Source organism: Bradyrhizobium sp. SZCCHNS1022 (assembly GCF_032484835.1).
Classification (GTDB): domain Bacteria; phylum Pseudomonadota; class Alphaproteobacteria; order Rhizobiales; family Xanthobacteraceae; genus Bradyrhizobium.
Window position 1 is genome coordinate 548617 of sequence record NZ_JAUETT010000001.1, and the last position, 25509, is coordinate 574125.

Genomic DNA, 25509 nt, shown 5'->3' on the forward strand with positions numbered 1-25509 from the left:
TATCAGGAGATTGACGTTTATTGATATCGTCGGCGCGAGAGCCGCCGCGGCACATAACGATCACCTGGATCACGAGGGCGGATTACGCTTCGCTAATACTACTGCGTCAATCAGCCCTACGCTGTCGCCGCCTTCAGCCACTGTTGCCCCGCAATACGGCCGAAGGGAGCGTGATCACGACCGCGAGAATGCTCGCTCGATCCGACGGGCAAATCGCTCCTGCGCAATCGGCCTTAAATGCGCAAATTCCCTGCACCGGCCGTCGATCACAGGCCAGCCAGCTCCGAACCGCCTGCGCCGAAAAACTCATTTCGCCAGGTGACTCAATCACATCATCCCTGTCCAGTCCTCCCCGCAAAAATATTCCTGTTTCGTTTTATCAGAAATCATGTTTCTCTATCCCCGTCCCGCCTCGCTTGAGGGGCGTTTCGCGGTCGTCACGAACGTGGAGGCGGGATGCGGTGGGCGTGTCGATGTTGCAGCGCGGGTTTCCGGCGCAGACGAACAGCAGCGATGCGCACGGTCAAGTCGCGTGGTCCTGATACTCCGACGCTAGTATTAAGCCTGAGCTGGCGCTCACGCGTCGCGCAGGTGACGGTGGCCAACAAGCCCGGCGCACCGGGGAGATCGCGAAGCAGCCGTTAAAGCCATCGCGCGGGGAATGCCGGGTGTCCCGGCTGAGCCCGTGGTGACTGCCGCCTGCTTTCTCTTCTGCAGGCGGGCCATGGGTGCGGCCAGCGCCCGGCATTCCCCGTGCCCTCTGCTTGAAGAGGGCAGGACTTCCAGCAAGACTCGGACGCGCGAAATGCGTCGCGAGATCGCGAACGCGTGCGATGCAGCGGAACTGAAGAACGAATGAAACCGCGGAACATATTGCATCACGGCTGCAACCGCATATCAATGAACGCTCCGATGTGCGACCGCCCCTCCTGCCTTTCCGATGAGATGGAGCTTCCGCGATGTCGATGCAAAGTGTGGCCTCTCCCGCGCTCGTGCTGAAATCGCCGAAGCGCAATTCGCTGACGCATATTCCCGGCGACGAGGGCTGGCCGATCATCGGCAAGACGCTGCAGATCCTGGCCGACCCCAAGGGCCATGTCGAAAGCAACGCGGCCAAATACGGGCCGGTCTATCGCAGCCACGTGCTGGGGGAGACCACGGTCGTGCTGCTCGGGCCGGAGGCCAATGAGCTCGTGCTGTTCGACCAGGCCAAGCTGTTTTCATCGGCGCATGGCTGGGAGCCGGTGCTCGGCCTGTTGTTTCCGCGCGGGCTGATGCTGATGGATTTCGAAGAGCATCGAGCGCATCGCAAGGCGCTGTCGGTCGCGTTCAAGGCCGGACCGATGAAATCCTACCTCGCCGGGCTCGACCGCGGCATCGCCGCGCGGGTCGCGCAGTGGAAGGCCCATCCGGGCGAGATGCTGTTCTATCCCGCAATCAAGCAGCTGACGCTCGACCTTGCCGCGACGGCCTTTCTCGGCACCGAGCTTGGGCCGGAGGTCGAGACGATCAACCGCGCCTTCATCGACATGGTCGCCGCCGCGGTCACCCCGATCAGGCGGCCGCTGCCCGGCACGCAGATGGCGCGCGGCGTCAAGGGGCGCAAGCGCGTCGTCGCCTATTTCTCCGAGCAGATCCCGCTGCGCCGCGCCAAGGGCGACGGGGAGGACCTGTTCTCACATCTCTGCCGCGCGACCGACGATGACGGCGCGCTGTTGTCGACGCAGGCCATCGTGGATCATATGAGCTTCCTGATGATGGCGGCCCATGACACGCTGACCTCGTCGTTCACGTCCTTCGTCGCGCAGCTGGCCGCGAATCCGGACTGGCAGCAGGCATTGCGCGCGGAGGTCACGAGCCTCGGCCTCGCCGACGGCGAGCCGATGGATGCGAACCATCTGGAGCAGATGAAGCTGACCGGGATGGCGTTCCAGGAAACGCTGCGGCTGATGCCGCCGGTGCCGTCGCTGCCGCGCCGCGCGCTCAGGGACTTCACCTTCAAGGGCTATGCGATCCCGGCCGGCACGGGCGTCGGCGTCAATCCGATGTTCACGCACCATATGCCGGAGATCTGGCCCGAGCCTGATCGCTTCGACCCGATGCGCTTCACCGACGAGGCCCAGCGCGGACGCCACCGTTTCGCGTGGGTGCCGTTCGGCGGCGGCGCCCATATGTGCCTCGGTCTGCACTTCGCCAACATGCAGGCGAAATGCTTCGCGCGGCACTTCCTCGCCAACGTCGAGGTGTCGTTCGCATCGGACTATCGGCCGAGCTGGCAGGTGTGGCCGATCCCGAAGCCGCGTGACGGGCTGAAGGTGACGCTGAAGGCGCTGTGAGTGCACGCTCGAACAGAACATGCAGCACGCGGATCAGCTTCCCGGTCGCTTCGCTAACGCTCGCGATGACGGAGTTCATGATCTCGGCCCGTGCAGCACGTCATCGCGAGCCAACGGATTTGCGCGAGGCGCGGAGCGATGACAGGCTTCGCGAAGCCATCCAGAAAGCGCATCAGGCTTCGGGATTGCTCCGCAGTGACGAGGCATCGCCGCGAACGCTCTCCGCCTTACTCCACCGCCTGACCCAGCAGCTTGCGCATCGCTTCATATCCTTGCTGCTGCTGGCTCCAATTGCGGCCGCCGGTGATGGCGCCGTCGACGACGAGGTCATGCCCGTTGATGAAGCTCGATTCGTCGCTGGCGAGAAACACCGCGGCATAGCCGATGTCGTCGGGCAAGCCGGCACGCGGGATCGGCTGCGCCGTCGCATAGGCGTTGCGAATCGTCTCGGGTGTCTTCTCCGCGGCATCGGTGGACAGCCCCAGCGCCTTGCCGAAGATGCCGGTGGCGATCAGGCCCGGCGAGATCGAGTTGACGCGGATGCCGGACTCGCCGAGCTCCATGGCCACGCATTTGGTGAGATGAATGACCGCGGCCTTGGCTGTGCTGTAGACCAGCGAGGTCGAAAAGCCGGCGAGCCGGCCGGCGATGCTGCCATTGTTGATGATGCTGCCCGAACCCTGCTTCTTCATGTGAGGCGCGGCATACCTCATACCAAGCATCACGCTGCGCAGCAGGACAGCAATCGCGGCATCAAACCGCTCCGCCTCGAGCCCTTCGATGCCGCCGGTCTGCGCGGGACCGCCGGCATTGTTGAACAGGCAGTCGAGCCGGCCGAAGCGTTCGACCGCGCCATCGATCAAGCCACGCACCTGCTCGTCGACCGCCACGTCGGTCTGATGAAAAATGCAATTCGCGCCCAACCTGCGCGCCAAGGCTTCGCCCTCGGCCGCGCGACGGCCGGCAGCGACGACCTTCGCGCCCTCGGCCACGAATATTTCAGCCGTGCGCAAGCCGATGCCGCTGGTGGCGCCGGTGATCACCGCGACCTTGCCGTTCAGTCGTCCCATGTCTTGCTCCCTTGTGCTTATCCAGGCGTGACCAGCGAGGATCCAGTTCCGCGTTGGAACTATTCTCAACCGTACCGCATGACAGGACAAACGGGAGACGACCTATCCACCATCGTGTCGAACTTCCGCCCTCTTGGCCTTAATTTGGATGCGCCATTCAGGCTGATGAATGCAATGAGGCGATTCGTCGACGAGTTCCGGAGCGCTTGGCGGGGCGAATTGCAGCCGGCGCCAGCGATGAGTGTCGGTTTTGGTGTTCTCTGCCTGGCGCTGGCGACGCTGGTGCGCTGGGGGCTGGCGCACATCCGTCCGGACATCTTTTTCACGCCGTATTTTCCTGCAGTGGTCTTCGTCGCCGCATTCGGCGGTCCGCGCTATGGAATTGCAACCTCGATCGCAGGCGGCGCACTCGGCATGCTGCTGGAATTCGGCGCCGGCCCGTCCGATGGCGCGAAGCTCGTCTTGTTGGCCCTGTATCTGGTCGCCTGCGGCCTGGTGATCTGGGGCATCAGCCATTATCGCGCCATCGCAGCCAAGCAGCGCGAGATCGCCAAGCGCCTGATCGAGGAAGAGCAGTATCGGAAGCTCGTGGTCGATGAGCTGCAGCACCGGCTGAAGAACAAGACCTCCACCATTCACGCCGTGCTGCATCAGGTGCTGTATGATCGCCCGGACGTATGGGCGACGATCGATCATCGCATTCGGGCCCTGGCCACCGCCGATGACCTGATCGCCAAGGTCGATGGTCGCGGCTGCGACCTGAAGGACCTTTTGGTCTCCGAGCTCGGTCCGTATGGCCATGTGCGCTTCGAACTGAACGGCGGCCCGCTATTCCTGCCCGCCAAGCTCGCCGTCAGCCTGGCCCTCATCTTTCATGAGCTTGCGACCAATGCCGCCAAATACGGCGCCTTCTCGTCGCCCTGCGGCTATCTGCAGGTGAGGTGGACGGAGCAGGACGGCCGGCTCAAGCTCGCCTGGGACGAGTCCGAAGGACCGCCGATCGAAACCGTCGGCGATCCCGGCTTCGGCACCAAGCTGCTGAAGGCGGCTCTGTCGACCTTCGACGGCACGTCCGAGACCAGCTTTCTCAAGACCGGCATTCACTGCACCATGCAATGTCGCATTCCGCCGAGCTGACGTATCGAAGCGAGACAATGCCTTGATCCCGCCACGCCCACCAAGCGATCGCATCAATACTCCATTAACGATGGCACGCCCGCAGGCCCCTGGAAATCGGTGCACGCGGCCGGCGAGCTCCGTGTTTCTACGTAGCGCTTAACTAAAATGAAGCGGGAACTTGCGCACATTCGCGCGCATGTACGGCATCGATCGTTTCAACCTTTCCTCCGGCGCAGATCAGAGCACAGCCACCACAGAGGCCGAGCTTCACTTCTTGCGCAATGTTCTCGGCCTGCTCCCGACCGGCGTGACGGTCCAGGACGAGCACGGCCGCTTTGTGCTGATGAACGATGCGGCCGCAGCGCAGCTCGGCTTGACTGCGGAAGGTCCAGCCGCGGCCACCAAACATGTCCAACGGCGGCAGGCGGCCGGCCGCGACGTCTTGAGCTCGGGACGGCCGATGGTGGCGGAAGAGCCGGTTGCGACCGAGCACGGCGCGCAGACGCTGCTGACGGCGCACCGTCCTGTGCGGATCGGCGATCGCAACCTGCTGATCTCAAGCTCCGCCGATATCAGCGAGCAGAAGACCTTCGAAGAACAGCTCTTCCGTTCCGCCTATTACGACGAATTGACCGGCTTGCCGATGCGTCGCGTGGTGGAGCATCGTGCCGAGACTCTGATCAGGCAAGGCAAGACCGCCGGCCGGTTCGCCCTCGCCTTCCTCGATCTCGACAATTTCAAATACATCAACGATTACTACGGCCACGCCACCGGCGATGCGCTGCTGATCGCGCTTGCCAAGCGGATCGGCCGCGACCTGCGCGAGAGCGACCTGTTGTCGCGGATCAGCGGCGATGAATTCCTGCTGCTGCTCCACCCGATCGAGCGCGCCGAGGAGGTCTCCGAATTTCTGCAAGCGACGCTGCATCGGCTGAGCGCGCCCTTCTTCATCGACGGCGCCGAGGTCTTTGCCTCCGCATCGATCGGGGTCAGCCTCTTCCCCGAACATGGGACGAACTACGAGGTGCTGCGCCAGAACGCCGACCTCGCAATGTACCGGGTGAAGAATGCCAGCAAGGGTGCGATGGCGTTCTTCAACAGCGGCATGGAGCACGAAGCGCTCGCCCGCATGCAGGTCGAACAATCCCTGCGGCTCGCCATCCTGGAGAAGCGCTTCTGCTGTGCGTTCCAGGCGAAGGTCGACATCCGCACCGAGGAGATCAAAGGCATCGAGGCTCTGGTGCGGCTGCGCGACAATGAGGGCGTGATCCAGGCGCCGGGCGCCTTCGTCAACCTGGCCGTCGAGCTCGGGCTGATCGACGAATTGACGCATCTGGTGCTGGCCGAGATCATCCGATCCATCGACCTGATCAACGAAACTTTCGGCGCGGACACGACCATCAGCATCAATGTCGCGGCCAAGCAGGCCGGCAACCCGGACTTCATGCGGCCGTTTGCGCAGGCGATCGCGGCGACCGGCTTCCCAAAGCGCTTCATGGTCGAGGTCACGGAGGATGCGTTCGTCGCCCGCAGCAATTTCCAGGATCAGATCCTGCCGCTCTTGCGCGAGATCGGCGTCGGCATCTCGATCGACGATTTCGGCATCGGCTATTCGTCGCTCTCAGCGCTGGCCGACATCACCGCCGACGAGATCAAGATCGACCGTTCCTTCATCACGGACATTCACAAGCGTCCGCGCAGCCAGGGCATCTTGCGCGCGATCGAATCCTTGAGCGAAGCGCTCGGCATGACCGTGATCGCCGAAGGCATCGAGACATTCGAGGAGCTCGCTTACCTGCAAGCCGCGACCCGCATCCGCTACGCGCAAGGTTATTACTTCTCGCGGCCGATCTTCCTCGAGGAGTTGAGACCCGCGACGCCACTTGCAAGCGAAGCGCGCGTCAGCCTGGCGAGTCGCGCGGTGCAGGAAAACCGGCAGGCCTATATCCGCGGCAACCGCTATCGACGCTAGCCTGGCGGAACGGACGGGAGGCACCTTGCGGCGCGGAAACCGCCTTGCCTTGACCGAGCCCCCACACTATCAGTTCTCCCTATAAGCGCCCGAAAGCTGGGAGGATGGCTCGTGCGAAAGTCTGATTTTTTTAAGGGTATTGTTTCCGGGCTGGCCGTTGCGCTGCTCGCGACGTCGGCGCTGGCCGACGACCTGAAGGTCGCGCTGATCTACGGTAAGACCGGACCGCTCGAAGCCTATGCCAAGCAGACCGAAACCGGCCTCCGGATGGGCTTCGAATACGCCACCAAGGGCAGCATGACGATCGACGGTCGCAAGATCGTCATCATCACCAAGGACGACCAGGGCAAGCCGGACCTCTCCAAGGCGGCGCTGGCGGAAGCCTATCAGGACGACGGCGCCGACATCGCCATCGGCACCACGTCGTCGGCCGCTGCGCTCGCCGACCTGCCGGTCGCCGAAGAGAACAAGAAGATCCTGATCGTCGAGCCGGCGGTGGCCGACCAGATCACCGGCGAGAAGTGGAACCGCTATATTTTCCGCACCGGCCGCAACTCCTCGCAGGATGCGATCTCGAACGCGGTCGCGATCGGCAAGCCGGGCGTGACGGTCGCGACGCTGGCGCAGGACTATGCCTTCGGCCGCGACGGCATCGCGGCGTTCAAGGAAGCACTCGCAAAGACCGGCGCGACCCTGGCTGCCGAGGAATATGTCCCGACCAACACGACCGACTTCACCGCCGTCGCCCAGCGGCTGTTCGACGCGCTCAAGGACAAGCCGGGCCGCAAGTTCATCTGGGTACTTTGGGCTGGCGGCGGGAATCCCCCGGGAAAGCTGCAGGACATGGACCCCCAGCGCTACGGCATCGAGATTTCGACGGGCGGCAACATCCTCGCGGAACTCGCGGCCTATAAGCGGCTGCCCGGCATGGAAGGCGCGACCTATTACTATTATGACATCCCTAAGAACCCGATGAACGACTGGCTCGTCTCGGAGCACCAGAAGCGCTTCAACGCACCGCCGGATCTCTTCACGGCAGGCGGCTTCTCTGCAGCCATGGCCGTCGTCACCGCGGTGAGCAAGGCGAAATCGACGGATACCGAGAAGCTCATCGCGGCGATGGAAGGCATGGAGTTCGATACGCCGAAGGGCAAGATGATCTTCCGCAAAGAGGACCATCAGGCTCTGCAGAGCATGTATCACTTCCGCGTCAAGGTCGATCCGAACCTCGCCTGGGCCGTCAACGAGCCGGTGCGCGAGATCAAGATCGAAGAGATGGACATCCCGATCCGCAACAAGCGGTGAACGCTGCTCTCCCTCCCCTGCTTGCGGGGGAGGGCAGGGGTGGGGGAGCCTCGCGCGAGATCATTTCCGTACGAGAGACTTCCCCCGCCCGCATCGCATCTTCCGATGCAATGCGACCTCCCCCGCAAGCGGGAGAGGCAACACCTGCTCCAGCGGATTGGTCTTCGAGCATCATATGTCCCATCTCGAAACGAGAGACCTCACCATCCGCTTCGGCGGCCATGTCGCCGTCGATGGCGTGAGCTGCAGCTTTCGCCCGGGCGAGCTGACGGCGATCGTCGGGCCCAACGGCGCCGGCAAGACCACCTATTTCAACCTGATCTCGGGCCAGCTCCGCGCCACCTCGGGCACGATCCTGTTCGAAGGCAAGGACATCACCGGCTATTCGGCACCGCTGCGCACCCGCGCAGGGCTTGGCCGCGCCTTCCAACTCACCAATTTGTTTCCGAACCTGAGCGTGGAGGAGAACGTGCGCCTTGCCGTTCAGGCCCAGCGCGGCGTTCACTACGACCTCTTGCGCCCCTGGATGGCACACCGCGACCTGATCGCGCGCGCCGACGCGATCCTCGACCAGGTCGCGCTCGGCAGCCGCCGCCAGGTCGCAGCAACTGCCCTCTCCCATGGCGATCAGCGCAAGCTCGAAGTGGCGTTGATGATGGCGTTGGAGCCGAAAGTGTTCATGTTCGACGAGCCCACCGCCGGGATGAGCATCGACGAGGTCCCGGTGGTGCTCGATCTGATCGCAAAGCTGAAGCAGGACAAAGCCAAGATCATCCTGCTCGTCGAGCACAAGATGGACGTGGTGCGCTCGCTCGCCGATCGCATCATCGTGCTGCATAACGGGCGGCTGGTCGCGGACGGCAAGCCGGCCGAGGTGATCGCCTCGCCGATCGTGCAGGAAGCCTATCTCGGCATTGCGCCGGGGCGGAGTGCGGCATGAGCGCGCTCCTCACCCTTGCCGGCGTCCACACCTATATCGGGCGCTACCACATCCTGCAGGGCATCGACTTCGACGTGCCGCAAGGCCAGACCACGATGCTGCTCGGGCGCAACGGCGCCGGCAAGACCACGACCTTGCGCACCATCATGGGGCTCTGGCAGGCCAAGAGCGGCATCATCACGCTTGCCGGCGAGCGCATCGAGCAGCTTGCCACGCCTGACGTCGCGCGCGCCGGCGTCGGCTACGTGCCGGAAAGCATGGCGGTGTTCTCGGACCTCACCGTGAAGGAGAACCTCGTCCTCGCGGCCCGCAACGGTCCCCTTGATGACGCGCAGCTCGCCTGGATTTTCGGCTTCTTCCCGGCGCTCAAGAAATTCTGGCTGTCGCGCGCGGGCTCGCTCTCCGGCGGCCAAAAGCAGATGCTGTCGATCGCGCGCGCCATCGTCGAGCCGCGCAAGCTGCTCCTGATCGACGAGCCGACCAAGGGCCTGGCGCCCGCCATCGTGATGGCGCTGATCGAATGCCTGAAGGAGATCAAGCGCCGCGGCGCCACCATTCTCCTGGTCGAGCAGAACTTTCACGCCGCGCGCGAGCTCGGCGACCAGGTGCTGGTGATGGACAACGGCACCATCGTGCATCGCGGCGAGATGGCGGCCCTCGCCGCCGACGTGCCGCTGCAGGAACATCTCCTCGGCCTTAGCTTGGAGGCGCATCAGTGACCGAGATCGCCGCAACGGATGCCTTGCCGAAGCCGAAGCGGGACATCGCGCCCGTGCTGCTGCCGATCGTACTCGCGCTCGTCATGTTGCCGCTGATCGGCTCTGCCAGCTCCTGGGTGACGCTCACGGTGGCGAGCCTTGCGATGGGCATGATGATCTTCATCATGGCCTCGGGCCTCACGCTCGTGTTCGGCCTGATGGATGTGCTCAATTTCGGCCACGGCGCCTTCATCGCGGTGGGCGCCTATATCGCCACCCTCGTGCTGGTGCCGCTCGCAAGCTTCACCCAGGCCGACTCGCTGTTGACCAACCTGATCGTGCTGGTTCCGGCCGCGCTGCTGGCGATGGCGGTGACCGCCGCACTCGGGCTCGTGGTCGAGCGCGTGCTGGTGCTTCCGGTCTACGGCCAGCATCTGAAGCAGATCCTGATGACCACGGGCGGGCTGATCGTCGCCGAGCAGACGCTCTATGCGCTGTTCGGCCCCCAGATCATTCCGATGCCATTGCCGGCGGCCTTGCGCGGCTCCTTCATCATCGGCGATGTCGCGATTTCGAAATATCGCGTGCTCGCGATGCTCGTGGGGCTCGTGATCTTCGTCGCGATCGAGCTCGTGCTCAATCGCACCAAGCTCGGCCTGTTGATCCGCGCCGGCGTCGAGAACCGCGAGATGGTGGAAGCCCTCGGTTATCGCATCCGCCGCCTCTTCCTCGGCGTCTTCATGACCGGCTCGGCGCTCGCAGGCTTAGGGGGTGTGATGTGGGGGCTCTATCGCGAGCAGGTTCATGCCTCGATCGGCGATGAGCTGACGGTGCTGGTGTTCATCGTCGTGATCATCGGCGGCCTCGGCTCGATCACCGGCTGCTTCATCGGCGCGATCCTGGTCGCCATGGTCGCCAATTACGGCGGCTTCCTGGTGCCGAAGCTCGCGCTCGTCTCCAACATCCTGCTGATGGTCGCCGTCTTGATGTGGCGGCCGCGCGGCCTCTATGCGGTGACCAGCCGATGATGATCCTTTCCGGCGACCCGCCGCGCAGCCGCGTGCTCTCCGCCCTGCTCCTCATCATCATGCTGGCGCTGCTGGCGACGCCCTTCATCTTCCCTGGCGCCAAGGCGATGAACGTCGCCGCGAAGATCTGCATCTTCGCCGCACTGGTCGGCTCCTACGACCTCCTGCTCGGTTACACCGGCTCGGTGTCGTTCGCACATACGATGTTTTACGGCATCGGCTCCTACGCGATCGCGATCGCGCTCTATGCGCTCGGCTCGAACTGGGGCGCCGTTGCTGCCGGCGTCGCCGCGGGCCTGCCGCTCGCGCTGTTGCTGGCGCTTGCCATCGGCCTGTTCTCGCTGCGCGTAGAGGCCATCTTCTTCGCCATGATCACGCTGGCCGTCGCCTCCGCCTTCCTGGTGCTGGCCTCGCAACTGTCCTGGCTGACCGGCGGCGAGGACGGCCGCAGCTTTCAGCTGCCCGAGCTGTTGCGGCCGGGTACGGTGTTCATCCCGAAGGACTGGTTCGGCATTCCCATCAACGGTCGCGTTCTCACTTATTACATCGTGTTCGCGGTCAGCGCCCTGATGATCCTGGCCTTGCTGCGCGTCGTGAACTCGCCGTTCGGCCGCGTGCTGCAGGCGATCCGCGAAAACCGTTTCCGCGCCGAGGCGCTCGGCTATCGCACCGTGTTCCATCTCACCTACGCCAACTGCATCGCCGCCGTGATCGCGGCGCTCGCCGGCATGTTGAACGCGCTGTGGCTCCGCTACGCCGGCCCCGAGACCTCGCTCAGCTTCTCGATCATGCTCGACATTCTCCTGATGGTCGTGATCGGCGGCATGGGCACGATCTATGGCGCGATCATCGGCGCTGCGATCTTTCTGCTGGCGGAGAACTATCTGCAGAGCCTGATGGGCGCGGCATCCGCGGCCGCGGCGGACGCCGGGCTGCCGCTGCTGCCCGGCCTGTTGCATCCGGACCGCTGGCTGTTGTGGCTTGGCCTGTTGTTCATCGCCAGCGTCTATTTCTTTCCGACTGGTGTCGTCGGGCGCCTGCGCAGCAAGCCGCGTCCCGCAAGCGGGCATTAACCAGACCGCCGACGCGCGTTCTGGCGCCCGCGCCCCCTTTCAAAGGTGAAATCTATCAAGGGGTGCCAGCTAAACTGGGCGTGGCGCCATCCATCCTTATTGCGCTTAATGATCCGGTAACCGCATTTCCTAACGGCTAGGCCATCTGTCCCGCTTATGTCTGGTCGGGAGCGGAAGAGAAATCGCGGAAACCCATCCAACATGCCTCCCGGCCTCGACCTGTCCGGCCCGATCGCGGCCAAGCCAGCTCCCAGCGAACTGCCGCGTCAGCGAGATCCGGTGCGGTGGCTGATCGCCTGCGGCTGTCTGCTGATCGGCGCCATCATCGTCGGCACCCTCGTGATGGCCGACGGCTTTCGCAGCCGCGCTCTGGACAATGGTGGCCGTGAACTCGAAAACACCGCGCTGCTGCTGACCCGTCATTTCGAACAGCAGTTCAATGACGCCGAAACCGTGGCGCGCGATCTCATCGACCGCATGCATCTGTCCGATATCGCCACGTCCGACACATTCCGCGCGCAAATATCCGGCGGCGCCATCCGCGAACTGCTGCAGTCGGAGGGGAACGGGCTGTCCTATATGGGCGACCTCACCATCGTCGACGCCGACGGCCATATCATCAACTGGTCCGGCCCCACGCCGGCGCCATCGATCAACTTGGCTGAGCGCAACTACTTCAAGACCCTCAAGACCAATCCGTCGCCTGATCAGGTCGTGATCGAGACGATCCGCAGCTACGTGACCGGTCGCTGGAGCGTGCTGGTGGCGCATCGGCTCAGCGGCAAGGATGGCGTCTTCCTCGGCTTGTTGTCCCGCCGGATCAATCCAGAGACTTACGAGACCTATCTGCAGTCCATGGCGCTCGACCGCGGCACCGCGATCACATTGCTGGACGGTGACGGCACGCTGCTGGTCCGCCATCCGCGAGCCGACGACTTGGTCGGACACAAAATCACCGACGTAAAGCTGCTCGCGCCCGTGCTTGAGCAAGGCCGGCATAGGGCACGGATGCGGAGTCCGATCGACAATATCGAGCGGATCGGCGCCGGCGCCAGGATCGCTGATCTTCCGCTCGTCGTCGTCGCAACCAGGCACGTGGACGATGTGCTGGCGGACTGGCGATCGCAGGCCGTGCTGCTCGCCGCCGCCGCCGCGCTGACGGCCTGCGTGATCGCTGCGATGTTCGCGCTGATCATCCGGCAGATCGCGCGGCAGAATGGCGATGCCAAGCGCCGGCTCGAGCAGGAGAAGCAGCGGGTGGATACCGCGCTCAACAACATGACCCAGGGCCTCGTGCTTTATGACGCTAAGGCACGCGTGGCCATGTTCAACCAGCGCTTCCTCGACCTGCTCGGACTGGATGATCACGAAGAGCTGTCCGGCTGCCATTTCCGCGACCTCGTGGAGCGCGTCCGACATCGCGGTCTGCTGGACGTCGACGTCGATCAGTTCTGCACGCGGGTGATGGACAACGTTGCGGCCGGCGTCACCACACAGGCAGTGCTGGAGACGACGAGCGGCCGCTTCTATCATGTGATCGACAAACCGTTGGCCCATGGCGGATGGGTCACCACGATCGAGGACATCAGCGAGCATCGCCGGCTCGAGCAGGAGCGCGACCGCGACCGCAGCTTCCTGCGCAAGATCATCGACCACATCCCGTCCCAGATCACGGTGAAGGACGTTCGCGATCGCCGCTACCTGCTGGTCAACCGGGTCGCGGAACGGCATTTCCTGCGCGCGCGCGACAGCATCATCGGCAAGACCGTTTTCGAGCTGTTTCCCGAAAGCGCTGCGGAGCAGGTGACGGTCGACGACGATCGCGCGATAGCGAGCCCCGACGGCTTGTTCCTCGATGAGCATCCCACGGAGAGCCTGGCGCTGGGCCTGCGTTACGTCACCTCGTACCGCATCGCCATTCACGATGCGGCAGACGCGCCGCGCTACCTGATCCATATGGTCGAGGACGTCACCGAGCGCCGGCAGGCCGACGAGAAGATCGCGCATCTGGCGCATTACGACGCCCTGACCGATCTGCCGAACCGCGTCCTGTTCGCAGAGCGAATCGAGCAAGCGCTGGAACGGGCACGGAACGGCGAGCCGTTCGCGCTGGTCTATATCGATGTCGACGAGTTCAAGGGCATCAACGATTCCCTCGGCCACCACGTCGGCGACGAGCTCCTGAAGACGGTCGCCGAACGCATCAACAGCTGCGTTGCACCGGGCGATCTTGTGGCGCGGCTCGGCGGCGACGAATTCGCGCTGCTCCTGACCTCAGTGAAGGACCGCGACGACGTCCTCGACGTCGTCAGTCGGATCTTCGGTGCGATCCGGCGCCCCGCGCACTGCCTCGGCCACCAGCTTTCGATCGACGCCAGCATCGGCATTGCGCTCGCGCCGCAGGACGGCACTGAGCGCGACCAGCTGATCAAGAACGCCGATCTCGCGATGTATGCGGCCAAGGCCGGGGGGCGGCGCACGTCGCGCTTCTTCGAGCCGGCGATGGACGAGAGCGCACGCGCACGATTGCGGCTGGAACAGGATCTCCGCCGGGCGCTCGCCGAAAATCAGTTCGAACTGCATTATCAGCCGCTGGTCGACCTCCGCGACAACCGGATGACAGGATGCGAAGCCTTGCTGCGCTGGCGCCATCCGCAGCGGGGCATGATCCCTCCGCTCGACTTCATTCCGCTTGCCGAGGATACCGGGTTGATCGACGAGATCGGCGACTGGGTGCTCCGCACCGCGACTGCGGAGGCCGCCACTTGGCCGGCCGATATCCGCATCGCCGTGAATGTCTCACCGGTGCAGCTGAAATCGCAAAGCCTGGCCTTGCGCGTCGCCGGCGCGCTCGCGGCTTCCGGGCTCGCCCCGCAACGACTCGAGATCGAGATCACCGAGGCCGTTCTGATCCGAGACGACGAGACGGCGCTCAATATCCTGCACCAGCTGCACGAGATCGGCGTGCGCATCGCGCTCGATGATTTCGGCACCGGTTATTCGTCGCTCAGCTATCTCAAGCGGTTTCCATTCGACAAGATCAAGATCGATCGCTGCTTCGTCAGCGATCTCGAGGTCGGCGGCTCCTCGGCGATCGTGCAGGCCGTGGTCGGCATCGCCGCCGCCAGCAACATGACGACGACTGCAGAGGGCGTCGAGACCGGGCAGCAGCAGGCGCTGCTGCGTCAGCTCGGCTGCACCGAGATGCAGGGCTACCTGTTCAGCGCGCCAAAGCCAGCCTCCGAGCTGCGCAATCTGTTCGTGCCGGCGGGGAGCGCCAGGGCGGCAGGCTGAGCCGGGCCGAGCTGCGGCGCCCTATGCCCGACCGGGCTTACCGGGTATAATGCCGATATCCCGTCTGTGTCGGACGGCCATGTCAGGCAGGTCACCATGCAGCCCATGTCCCTTCTCCTGAACATCCTGTGGATCCTGTTCGGCGGCGCCTATATGGCGTTCGGCTGGCTGGTCGCCGCCGTGGTGATGGCGATCACCATCATAGGCCTGCCCTGGGCCCGCGCCGCCTTCAATATCGCGATCTATACCCTGCTGCCGTTCGGCTCCCGCGCCGTCCGTCGCGACGAATTGACCGGCGAGGAAGACGTCGGCACCGGCCCGCTCGGGCTGATCGGCAACATCATCTGGTTCGTGCTCGCCGGCTGGTGGCTCGCGCTCGGGCACCTGGTCACCGCGGTGCTGCTCGCCGTCACCATCATCGGCATTCCGTTCGCCTGGGCCCACCTGAAGCTTGCCGGCATCGCGCTGTGGCCGATCGGCAAGACCATCGTGCCGGCGTAACGGATCGGCTGGGGCCGGGAGGCAGGCGCAAGCTCCAGACCCCAGCCCGAAGGCCAAGTTCTATGGAACAATCGGGGTACGCCGATATTCGGCGGCTTTGAGGCCGCCATGCCCGGCTTCGCGCGCCAAGCCCGTTGCCCATCGCCCGCCAATCAGCTAAATGGACGGCTGCTGCACCCGTAGCTCAGCTGGATAGAGCGTTGCCCTCCGAAGGCAAAGGTCACACGTTCGAATCGTGTCGGGTGCGCCACTTCGGTACTGAACTGGGCACGCCAAAACCCGCCGTTTTTGCGTTTGACGCAGCGACGAGCGTGCGAAGCAGCACGGTTTTCGCCCCCATGATGCGAACTTCTTTCGCATCCACCTCGATGCGCTGAGCCAGGGCGCGGAGGTGGTCGCGGCGGTAACCGCCCGACTCGGTCCGCATGCGCCTGCGGGCCTGGCTGGCGAAGGTTTTCAGCGCCTGCGGTGATCTCGGCCCAGCCCGATCGAGCGCGCCCTCAGCCCGCTCTGCGTCAGCGCGGGCCTGGTCGCGGACGGACTTTAGCTCGGTCACGCGCTCCTTGAGCAGCGGATCGGAGGAGACAATCTCCCAACCGCGCGACGCGCAGTAAGCCTTCGCCTGGCGGCGCTGATCCGGGATGGAGAGATCGCTATCGGCTTGCCGTCCCGTCGAGACGCGCAGGTAGAGAGCCGCCCGAACCGTTGCAGCCATGGTGATGTTCCCTCAGTCCTTTCCAAACAACTCGTCGAACAGATCACCGAACCAAGCTTCGAAAACATCGATCTCCGTTTCGGTCACCGGCACGTCCTTCGGCCAGTCGTCCGTCACCGCCCATGTCACCGAAGCACGCTTCGCTCGTCGTCGACCAGGACGCGCGGGCGGACGTGCATAGTCGTAGAGATCGTCAAGTGGGGCGCGGTCCGGCGGACGCCGTAGCTGCGATTTGTGAGGGGGAGCCATGGCGCCACTGTGGCAAGCCTGACCGATCCACAGAACGGCCGATGTCTACGCCAAGTCACGCTGCAGCCCTGCGAACTCGCACTTTCTCTGCAGCATGAGCGCGACCGCGCAGAGCAGGCCATGAACGCATGGAAGCAAAAGAGCCGGGCCAGCGGAGCGCAGTCAAGGCCGCAAGCCGGCGGAGCCGGTCGCGCGCAGCGCGAGCCTTGACGGCGCCGTTGGTTCGGCAGCGGCCTCCCATGCGATCATGGCCGGACATCCCGCCGAGCACGCGCGACAAGACGCTATGCTGCGAACGATGGCGCTCGGAACGTTGATTTTGAATGTTTTTGCCGTTCGAGCGGCACCAGCCCACTTCATGCGGTGCCGCTGCAGCGCCATCCAAAACAATGTGCAGACAAAGACTTACGCCCCCCGACGGCCCCGAGCGACATCGTCGCTTTTATCTTGCAGTCTTAATTGGTCGAGAGGTCGAGATCTGCGTCCCATCAATCCTGATGACAAGTACCGGCCTTCGGTCGGTAATATCGGGATTGTCGATAGCGGACGAGAAGGCGGACTTGGCAATATCTACGTTTGTGATTACGACTGTGGGTAAGCGAGAAGGGACCTCGTTATGCCAAAGGCGCGCAAGGTCGCGTTTCCCGTGGAAAGCCAACTGCACCGGAACCTCGATCAAGCGTTCTACAGCGACGCCTTCGAGACTGACTTGGTCGATGCAAGTTTGACGCCCGTAGCGATCGCCACTCGTGCGTTGGCATCCACGCCAGGATGGGTAGAAGGGCTAGTCGAGCTCCGCGACCGCATCGTGTCATTGTTTCGGCTCAAGCAGGTCGGCCGCCTCAAATTGGCGGGCGGTGGTCGCTCGTTAAGCGAACCGGCAGTTGGCGACGCGTTCAGCATCTTCCGTGTTGTTTTTGTGGACAGTTCTGAACTGGTGCTCGGCATCGATGATACGCACCTCGATGTGCGCATGTCGTTCCTAAAGCGTCTCACAGATTCGCGTGCGAGCTACGTCGTCAGTTCCTGGGTCAAGACGCACAACGTGCTGGGCCGCGTCTACATGCTGCCAGTCGCGCCCGTTCATCGCCTTCTAGTTAGCCTTATGATGCGCGGTGTTCGGATGTGAAATGCGTGGTCGGCGGAGCAGCAGGCGTCATCGCTCCCTGCCATCTGCGCACATCAAAGCTCCTCACTCTCAATGCTTTTATTTGCGCTCACGATGTCCCTGCGAGAGCCGTGCATGCCAGAAGCGCACCGGTCAAAATGTTCGACTGGAAAAGTCTAAAATTCAACTCCGGGCGTTGGAGGTCAATCCGCCAGGCCTGCCAAGCGAGATGAGCGCCGATTGCCACCATTCCGGCAGCATATGGCAGCGACATCCCCAATAACCAACCTCCCAGCGACCATGAGGCAACTGCAAGGGCGTATAACAGGGCGATGCAGATTTTTCCTCTCTGACCAAACAAGATTGCTGTCGATTTCAGACCGAGGCGGGTGTCGTCTTTCACATCCACGTAAGCGTAGACGGTGTCATACCCAACCTGCCATGCGATGGCACCAATCCACATGGCAAAGGCTCCTGCCGGAATGTGCCCTGCCACCTCGGCCCACGCCATCAGCATTCCCCAGTTGAATGCCGCTCCCAAGACGACTTGGGGCCAGTAGGTGAGTCGCTTGCAAAGCGGATAAACAAAAACGAGCGGAAGAACACACACGGCTACCACGCGATGGGGTCAGAAAAAACAGGAGCGATGCGGCGAGTCCGAGTTCGATAATCAGGAATGCGAGAGCCTGGGGGATTTGTAGCTGATCGCCAGCCAACGGGCGAAAGCGTGTCCGTTCGACGTGCGCGTCGAACTTGCGATCTGCAATATCATTGACGGTAGAACCCGCGCTTCTCATCAGCAAAGCGCCCAGTGAGAACACAAGCAATTGCCGCAAGGCAGGGAATCCAAGAGAGGCCTGGACGAGCGCTGCCAGGCACGGAAACAGCGTGAGCCATACCCCGACAGGCCGATCTAGCCGCGCGAGCCTTGTCTAGGGCCGCCATGCTGAGGGCAACCGGCGATCAACCCAATCGCCGGGATGAATATCAGTCAGGTCGGGGCGGCTCTTCGCCGTCATGCTACGGATCCTCATTCAGCAATGTGAGCGGGCGATATTACTTATCGGGCGACTGCTCTCTACCTATCACGCCGCTCCCGGGATTGATCGAAAGGGCCGCTATCGAAGGGTAACCGGACTGCCCGCGAAATCGGGAAGGCGGCCGTCGATGACGGCGTAGCGGCAGATCGCAGTCCGTCGCAGGTTATTCGGCCGGATCGCCTGGGCGGCCGCTACATCATAGCGCCACGGCGATGCTATAGTGCCCATCTTTATCGGCCGTGGTGCGCCATTTCGGTATGGGACCGGGCACGCCAAATCCCGCCGCTTTTGTGCGCGATGCCGCGACCAACGTGCGCGGGGCACGCCTTCGACCATCTCTTCCGCGTCCACTTCGATTCACTGGACTCAGCGCGTCCGCCACACGCGCGCCGCTGACGCCATCGGCGGCGCCCTAGCCGATCAAGGTCGCGATGCTCTCGGCAAGCCGCACCAGTGCAACGCCAGTGAGAACATGGGGTGCGCAATCGCGCACACGCACGAACCCGAGCTTACGATAGAGACTCCGCGCCGAGTTGTTTTTGCGCACTTCCAAGTCGATGAAACTTGCTTGACGGCTAAGCGCTTCGTGTGCGGCCCAGGCTAGTAGCGCCCGACCGATGCCGCGATGTCTACTCTCCGGGGCCACGAACAGATCATTGACGTGCAGGGTGGGTTGGGTCCAGCCGGGAAAGAAGCGCTCGCTCACGATCATCATACCGACGACGCTACCGGCGAGTTCGGCAACGAAGGCAGCAAACCTCGGCGCGTGGCCGAACAAATCGCGCTGCCAATCTGCCTCGCTGGCGTTGATTGCATGCAATGACCCCTCGGCGCGTGCGAGCCTTTCCTTCATGATCCGGATCACTGGAACGTCGCTCGGACGCGCCGGGCGGATATTGCAAGGAAGTGAGTCCATTGGGAGCAGCGAGCGGTTCACCTTGGCGAGTCGCCAATGAGGCGGTCTTAGCTTTTCAGAACGAGCCTTGCGAATTCGCTCACGTATTGCAGCCACCAATTTCGTCGCAAGCGGGCGATCTGTTCAAGAGTCTGTGCTGTCGGCAGGAGCATGCAACCGATCCTTGTGCGATTCCGTATGAGGTGCAAGTCTGAACAGGAACTGTTCACAAATTGTAAACCATGGAATTGCGCGGAACGGAGCATAGCAAGCGGTAGCGAAGCACTCGCGCGACTGGACCTAGTACCTCCGATCCGAAATCGCGACACGCCGCGAGTTTGTCTCAGTGGCCGCAGCACCATAGCGCTGTGACGAGGTCATAGAGCCCGTCTTCATCGGTTATGCCCGCAAATTTACGGAACTTCCGAGCAACGACTAGGACTGGCAGCGTTCCATGGATCTGTTCATCGGCACAATGGGCGCAGGGCAAATCGCCGGCGGGAGCGGTCCGGCCAGATAATGCCTGTCGCTCATTCGCGCACGGACAGCACGATCTTGCCGATATGGCCGTTTGATTCCATGTGCGCGTGCGCGCGGGCTGCTTCGGACAACGGATAGACACGATCGATATACGGGCGAACCGCGCTCGCGAGAAGCGGCCAGACCTGCTGCTGCAGGCAGCCCGCAATCCGCCGCTTGAGTTCGAGCGGCGTCGAACGCAGGAACGCGCCGGTGACGCTGGCGCGGCGCGCCATCAGACTGCGCAACGGCACGCTGAGCTCCTTGCCGCCGCCGGCCGAGAGAAAGGCGATACGTCCGCCCGCTGCGAGTGCAGCGAGATCCTGCATGATGTGCACGCCGGCCGAGGTGTCGAGAATGCAATCGACGCCGCGCCCGTTCGTCGCGGCGCGAACCTGTTCAGCGAGATCGGGATCGGCGTAATCGAACACGGCGCGGGCGCCGAGGCCACGCGCCACCGCGCGCTTCTCTTCCGTGCCGGCGGTAGCGAAGACATCATGACCGAGCGCATGCAGCAGTTGGATCGCGATCGTGCCGACGCCGCTGCTGCCGCCATGGATCAGCGCCGTCTCTCCTGGCGCCATGCGCATCAGGTCGAAGAAATTGAACCAGGTCGTGAACAAGGCTTCGGGCAGCGCAACGCCGCGCACCCAGTCGAACCCGTCTGGCATCGGTAGCGCAAGATGCTGATCGGTCGCGACATATTGCGCATAGGCGCCGCCATCCGTCAGGGCGATCACCGCTTCGCCGAGCCGCTCCTTCGCGACGTTGCTGCCGCAGGCGACGATGCGGCCGGAGGCCTCCAGGCCCGGCACCGGATTCGGCTCGCGTGAGGGCCCCGCTGCGCGCTGATTGCAATCGTGCCGGTTGATCCCGGCGGCTGCGATCTCGATCAGCACATCGTCGGGCCCGAGCTGCGCCGGCACCGGCCAGTCAAACCGCTCGAACAGGACCTCCGGGCCACCGGCGGCGGTGATGATGACGGCGTGCTGAATCTCCGGGATCATGCTCGTTTGCTCATGCGCTCACTTCCCGACCAGGCTGCATTTGCTGCGATCGAGCGAGCGGAAGGCCTGATCCGGCGGGATCGTCGCGACCAGCTTGACGAAATCCCATGGGCCTTTCGATTCGGCCGGCGTCTTCACCTGGACCAGATAGAGATCGTGCACCATGCGCTGATCGTCACGGATGTGACCGTTGCTGGTGTAGGCATCCGACACCGGCGTGGCCTTCATCTTCGCCATCACGGTTGCGCTGTCGTCGGAGTCGGTGTCCTTCACCGCCTGCAGATAATGCCGCACCGCGGAGTAGACTCCGGCCTGGATCTGCGAGGGCATCGCCTTGCGGCGCGCGTAGAAGGCATCCGAGAACCGGCGCGCGGCAGGAGAGGCATCTTCGAAGAAGCTGGTGACGACGAGATCGCCCTGCGTGGCCTTGAGGCCGATGGCTTCGATATCGACGTTCTGGAACGACATCGGCACGATCTTGATGCCTTGCGCCGCGAGCCCGAACTCGTCGGCCTGCTTGATCGCGGTGGCATTGTCGCCGGCGACGTTGAGTGCCAGAATTTTGGCCCCCGAAGCCTGCGCCTGCAGCAGGAAGGAGCTGTAGTCGGGCGTGCCGAGCTGCGCCTTGACGCTGCCGGCGACCTTGCCGCCAAGCTCCGCGATCCGGGCGCGCGCAGTCGCCTCCAGCGAATGGCCGAACGCATAGTCACCGGTGATGAAGAACCACGGCTCCTTGCTGGTCTGCATGATGCCCGAGACCATTGCGGTCGCGGTCGAATAGGCATCGTGGGTCCATTGCACGGAGGTCGGGGCGCAGGCCTCGTCGGTGAGCTGGTTGGCGCCTGCCCCCGAGATCAGAAAGATCTTCCCGTTGCTGCGCACCAGCTCCTGCACCCCAAGCGCGGCGCCCGAGCTTCCGCCATCAGCGATCGCCTGCACACTATCCTGCTCGAACCAGCGCCGCGCGATGGAGACCGCGATGTCCGGCTTGTTCTGATGATCCGCCTGCAGGATCTCGATCGGCTTGCCATCGATGTTGCCGCCGAATTCTTCCGCTGCCATCCGTGCCGCTTCGACGGAGCCAGGCCCCATGGCGGTGGCGAAAATGCCGTTCATGTCCGTGAGCACGCCGATGCGAATGGCATCGCCTTTGATCTCGGCCTGCGCGGACGAGGCTGCAAGCAGAAGCGCGACGACAATGCTGGACCTGAGACAGCGCGACATGATGATCCTCCCCGGATTCAACGACTTTGTTTTTGATTGTGGTGTCTTGGTTGTGCGCCTCACGACGTGCCGTGAGGCGCACCAGCTCACGCCGCGGCTTCGGCCGCGACGGGATTGCGCAGGATGCCAATGCCCGAGATCTCCACTTCCACGGTGTCGCCCGGCTTCATGAACAGAGGCGGGTTGCGCTTGAAGCCGACCCCGCCCGGCGTGCCGGTGACGATCACGTCGCCGGGCATCAAGGTCATGATGGTCGAGCAATAGACGATCAGATCCGGCACGTCGGTGATGAGGTGATCCGTGGTGGTCCGCTGCACGGTTTCGCCATTAAGGCGCGTCTGCAGCGCGAGCTTTGAGGGATCGGGAACCTCGTCGGTGGTGACCAGCCACGGACCGAACGCGCCGGACCGATCGAACGTCTTGCCGGACAGAAACTGCGAGGTGTGGCGCTGCCAATCGCGGATGCTGCCTTCGTTGTAGCAGGAATATCCGGCGACATGCTTGAGCGCGTCCTCGCGCGTGATGTGACGGCCGGCTTTGCCGATCACGAGTGCTAGCTCGCCTTCATAATCGAAATGCTCCGAGACATCAGGACGGATGATCGGCTGCAGATGCCCCACCTGGCTGGTCGGAAAGCGCGCGAACAGCGCCGGCTTCTCGGTGACGGCCCGTCCGGTCTCGGCGACGTGATCGCGATAATTCAGGCCGACACAGATGATCTTGCCGGGGTCTGGGATCACCGGCGCGTAAGTCAGCGCGTCCAACGCATAGTCCGGCGTCTCGGATGCGAGCAGACCGGCGACGCCGCCGAGCGCGCCCGCTTCGAGCAGCGCACGCAAGCTTTTCGACGGAAGACGACGGCCGAGATCGACCACGCCGTCTCCTTTGACGACGCCGAAGCCGGATCGGCCGTCGATGACAAATGACAATAGCTTCATGCGCGAACCCTTGTTTCGATTGCAATGATCAAGCAGCGCTCGGCATCGGCGCCGCGAAGGAGAGCGTGGACAGCAGCGCGGCGAGATCGTCGGCTTTGCGTACGCCTCCCAGGATGTAGCGGTCCGGCCGCATCAGCACGGCCTTGAGGCCGCACCGGTGCAGCCAGTCTTCAAGACCGGCGGCCTCCTCGCTGTGCAGAAGCTCGACACCCGCTGCGGCCATGATCGCGCGGTGCTGCTCGCTCAGGGCGGAGCCGAGATCGGCGCCGCATAGCAATGCAGAGCGATAGCCGACGCGATCATCGGCGCGCTCGCCATTGTCCAAGCGGAATTGCGGCGCCAGCTTTCCCGTCATGCCGGTGTCGCCGCCGGTAAGACCTGGGCCGAGCACCGGCTTCTGGACATCGAGCTTGAGCTGGCCATTGTCATGGGGCGTTCCGGTCGCCAGCGCGACCTCGACGGCCTTGGTGTTGATCAGCCCGCCGAGCCGGATCGCAAGCTCGATGAACTCTCGCACATGCGGAGCACGCTCGCTCTGATAGCTGTCGAGCAGGTCAGGCGCGGCCCTGCCGCCGACGACATAGGCCAGCTTCCAGGCGAGATTGGCGACGTCGCGAATGCCGGCGCACATGCCCTGGCCGAGAAAGGGTGGCGTCTGATGCGCGGAATCACCGGCCAGCAAAAGCCGTCCCGCGCGCCACTGCTTGGCAACGGCCGAATGAAACGTATAGACGGCGGCGCGCTCGATCTCGGCCTCGTCGGGCCTGAGCCACGGCGACAACAGCTCCCACACCCGCGCCGGCTGCGCGATTTCGACGACATCCTCATCGGGACGAACCGTGATCTCCCAACGCCTGCGGTTGCCGGTGCCGCGGATATAGGTCGCCGGCCGCTGCGGATTGCAATGCTGAACGCTGAAATCGCCAAGATCAGGCCGCTCGCTCCTGAGCAGCACGTCGAGCACCAGCCAGCGTTCATGGAAACCGAGGTCGTCCAGGCCTGAGCCGATGAAGCGACGCACCAGCGAGCGCGCACCGTCGCACCCCACGACATAGGCGCAAGTCGCCTCGAGGAGCTGGCCCGTGCCCAGGTCCTCGTAGCGAACCCGCGCGCCATCGCGATCCTGATCAATGGCAAACACATCGCAGCGGTTGCGCAGCTCGACGTCGGGCCAGCGCTCCAGGCCCTTGTTGAGCACATCCTCGAGATCTGGCTGATGAAAGCGGTAGCTGAGATTCCACCCCATCGGCGTCAATTCGCGGGGGCGCGGCCAATCGAGCAGCAGCCGGCCCTCGGCATCGACGAACCGCATGCCGGGACTCAAGGTGACGTGCGGCAGGATCGCGTCGGCAAGGCCGACGGTCTGGAACACGCGCATGCATTCGTCATCGAAATGCACCGCGCGCGGCAAGTGATAGGTCTTCGCCTCGCGTTCCAGCACCAGCGTGCGCACGCCGCATAGCCCGAGCAAATTGGCAAGCGTTGCGCCGACCGGGCCCCGGCCCACGATGACCACGTCGAAGCTTCCGGAAGATGCGGATATGTCGCTCATATCCGCATCTGTTCCGCAACCGCCTCGCAGCTTCAAGGCGCGGGTGCGAACTGTCCGCGCAGCGGACGCTCAGGCCTCGACCGGGATCGCAGCGGCGGTTTCGAGCAGCGGAGCGGCGTATTTCGCGACGGCCTCATCCAGCGACATCGCCGAGCGGATCCAGATGATCGAGATGCAGCCGAATACGACGTCGCCGCGGGTGATCGGCACGGCGATGGAGGATGTCCTGGCGTTATATTCGCCTTCATTGCGGATGGCGTAGCCGCGCTGAGACGTCTCCACGATCATGCGCTTCAAACGGTCGGGCGCGAGAAACGGGCGGTCGTCGGCATCATCGATGCGCCGCAGATGGTTGATGATGACGTCGCGCTCTGCCGGCGCGCAGGCGGCCAAATATGCGCGGCCGGCAGAGGTCTGCAGCATCGGCAGGCGCTTGCCGATCATGCCGCGATCGATCGAGAGCGGGCTGCGCGCATGGGTGGTCTCCTGGATGACCATCGACGCATTCTCATAGGTCGACAGATCGACCGGCCACACCAGCGTCCTGCTGAGTTCGGCGAGATAGGACGCGGCCACCTGACAGATGAAGATGCCGGGATCGTAGCCGTCGCCAAGGCTCAAGGCGTGACGGGTGACACGGAAGCGATCATCGCTGGCGCTACGCGCGACATAGCCGAGTTCCTCGAGCGTCTCCAGCAGGCGATAGACCGTGGGCCGCGGCAGATCGAGCTGGCGCGCGACATCGCCGGCGCGGATGCCGCCGGATCGATTGACCTCGCGCAGCACGTCGAGACCACGCTTGAAGGCGCGGACACCCTCCGCCGGACGGGCCCGCGGAGATCGCGTCCGTTGCTTGGACACCTTGAAATTCCTCCCTGTCCTTCTCATCCGCTCGCCGATACCGTCTTGAAAACGCGAACCGGATG

At 63.7% G+C, this 25509-nt stretch carries 19 protein-coding genes, 1 tRNA gene and 1 pseudogene; 12 read left to right on the forward strand and 9 right to left on the reverse strand.

The window, feature by feature from the left end:
* Positions 1–959 precede the first annotated feature (959 nt).
* On the forward strand, positions 960–2336 hold the full coding sequence (locus tag QX071_RS02425) for a cytochrome P450 (protein WP_315702448.1): 1377 nt from the start codon (positions 960–962) through the stop codon (positions 2334–2336).
* 227 nt (positions 2337–2563) lie between these two features.
* On the opposite strand, the gene QX071_RS02430 is transcribed toward QX071_RS02425, so the two are convergent.
* The gene (locus QX071_RS02430) at positions 2564–3406 is read right to left on the reverse strand and encodes a glucose 1-dehydrogenase (RefSeq protein WP_315702447.1); all 843 of its coding nucleotides are present in this window, start codon (positions 3404–3406) and stop codon (positions 2564–2566) included.
* A 174-nt stretch (positions 3407–3580) separates the two neighbouring features.
* Here QX071_RS02430 and QX071_RS02435 point away from each other — a divergent pair, with 174 nt between their 5' ends.
* From QX071_RS02435 to QX071_RS02480, 10 genes are all read left to right on the forward strand, one after another.
* Complete coding sequence (locus tag QX071_RS02435; RefSeq protein WP_315702446.1) at positions 3581–4543, forward strand: sensor histidine kinase; 963 nt, start codon at positions 3581–3583, stop codon at positions 4541–4543.
* A gap of 178 nt (positions 4544–4721) precedes the next feature.
* On the forward strand, positions 4722–6497 hold the full coding sequence (locus QX071_RS02440) for a putative bifunctional diguanylate cyclase/phosphodiesterase (protein ID WP_315703154.1): 1776 nt from the start codon (positions 4722–4724) through the stop codon (positions 6495–6497).
* 111 nt (positions 6498–6608) lie between these two features.
* Entirely contained in the window at positions 6609–7802 is a 1194-nt protein-coding gene (locus tag QX071_RS02445; RefSeq protein WP_315702445.1) for a substrate-binding domain-containing protein, read from the forward strand.
* A 175-nt stretch (positions 7803–7977) separates the two neighbouring features.
* Complete coding sequence (locus tag QX071_RS02450; protein WP_315702444.1) at positions 7978–8742, forward strand: ABC transporter ATP-binding protein; 765 nt, start codon at positions 7978–7980, stop codon at positions 8740–8742.
* Positions 8739–9461 (forward strand): ABC transporter ATP-binding protein, encoded by a 723-nt coding sequence (locus tag QX071_RS02455; RefSeq protein WP_315702443.1) that lies wholly within the window; start codon positions 8739–8741, stop codon positions 9459–9461. Before QX071_RS02450 ends, QX071_RS02455 begins: the two co-directional genes overlap by 4 nt.
* Positions 9458–10468: a branched-chain amino acid ABC transporter permease gene (locus tag QX071_RS02460; RefSeq protein ID WP_315702442.1), complete on the forward strand. Its 1011-nt coding sequence runs from the start codon at positions 9458–9460 to the stop codon at positions 10466–10468. The genes QX071_RS02455 and QX071_RS02460 overlap by 4 nt, the downstream gene beginning before the upstream one ends.
* Complete coding sequence (locus QX071_RS02465; protein ID WP_315702441.1) at positions 10465–11541, forward strand: branched-chain amino acid ABC transporter permease; 1077 nt, start codon at positions 10465–10467, stop codon at positions 11539–11541. Before QX071_RS02460 ends, QX071_RS02465 begins: the two co-directional genes overlap by 4 nt.
* Positions 11542–11742: 201 nt before the next feature.
* Positions 11743–14835, forward strand: a complete 3093-nt coding sequence (locus QX071_RS02470; RefSeq protein WP_315702440.1) for an EAL domain-containing protein — start codon at positions 11743–11745, stop codon at positions 14833–14835.
* 96 nt (positions 14836–14931) lie between these two features.
* Positions 14932–15336 (forward strand): YccF domain-containing protein, encoded by a 405-nt coding sequence (locus QX071_RS02475; RefSeq protein ID WP_315702439.1) that lies wholly within the window; start codon positions 14932–14934, stop codon positions 15334–15336.
* Positions 15337–15509: 173 nt separating this feature from the next.
* A tRNA-Arg gene (locus QX071_RS02480) sits at positions 15510–15586 on the forward strand.
* Here QX071_RS02480 and QX071_RS02485 read toward each other — a convergent pair.
* Positions 15557–16051: a recombinase family protein gene (locus QX071_RS02485; RefSeq protein ID WP_315702438.1), complete on the reverse strand. Its 495-nt coding sequence runs from the start codon at positions 16049–16051 to the stop codon at positions 15557–15559. The genes QX071_RS02480 and QX071_RS02485 overlap by 30 nt on opposite strands.
* Positions 16052–16916: 865 nt before the next feature.
* Between QX071_RS02485 and QX071_RS02490 the strand changes: the two genes are divergently transcribed.
* Positions 16917–17429: a DUF2867 domain-containing protein gene (locus QX071_RS02490; RefSeq protein ID WP_315702437.1), complete on the forward strand. Its 513-nt coding sequence runs from the start codon at positions 16917–16919 to the stop codon at positions 17427–17429.
* 88 nt (positions 17430–17517) lie between these two features.
* On the opposite strand, the pseudogene QX071_RS02495 reads toward QX071_RS02490, so the two are convergent.
* From QX071_RS02495 to QX071_RS02525, 7 genes and pseudogenes are all read right to left on the reverse strand, one after another.
* Positions 17518–18427 (reverse strand): annotated as a pseudogene (locus tag QX071_RS02495) (4-hydroxybenzoate octaprenyltransferase).
* A gap of 433 nt (positions 18428–18860) precedes the next feature.
* Entirely contained in the window at positions 18861–19301 is a 441-nt protein-coding gene (locus QX071_RS02500) for a GNAT family N-acetyltransferase (RefSeq protein ID WP_315702436.1), read from the reverse strand.
* Positions 19302–19873: 572 nt separating this feature from the next.
* On the reverse strand, positions 19874–20869 hold the full coding sequence (locus QX071_RS02505; RefSeq protein ID WP_315702435.1) for an NAD(P)H-quinone oxidoreductase: 996 nt from the start codon (positions 20867–20869) through the stop codon (positions 19874–19876).
* 18 nt (positions 20870–20887) lie between these two features.
* On the reverse strand, positions 20888–22093 hold the full coding sequence (locus QX071_RS02510) for an ABC transporter substrate-binding protein (protein ID WP_315702434.1): 1206 nt from the start codon (positions 22091–22093) through the stop codon (positions 20888–20890).
* An 86-nt stretch (positions 22094–22179) separates the two neighbouring features.
* The gene (locus QX071_RS02515; protein ID WP_315702433.1) at positions 22180–23031 is read right to left on the reverse strand and encodes a fumarylacetoacetate hydrolase family protein; all 852 of its coding nucleotides are present in this window, start codon (positions 23029–23031) and stop codon (positions 22180–22182) included.
* Positions 23032–23059: 28 nt separating this feature from the next.
* Complete coding sequence (locus QX071_RS02520; RefSeq protein ID WP_315702432.1) at positions 23060–24583, reverse strand: bifunctional 3-(3-hydroxy-phenyl)propionate/3-hydroxycinnamic acid hydroxylase; 1524 nt, start codon at positions 24581–24583, stop codon at positions 23060–23062.
* Positions 24584–24652: 69 nt separating this feature from the next.
* Entirely contained in the window at positions 24653–25444 is a 792-nt protein-coding gene (locus tag QX071_RS02525) for a DNA-binding transcriptional regulator (RefSeq protein WP_315702431.1), read from the reverse strand.
* Between the last annotated feature and the right edge of the window lie 65 nt (positions 25445–25509).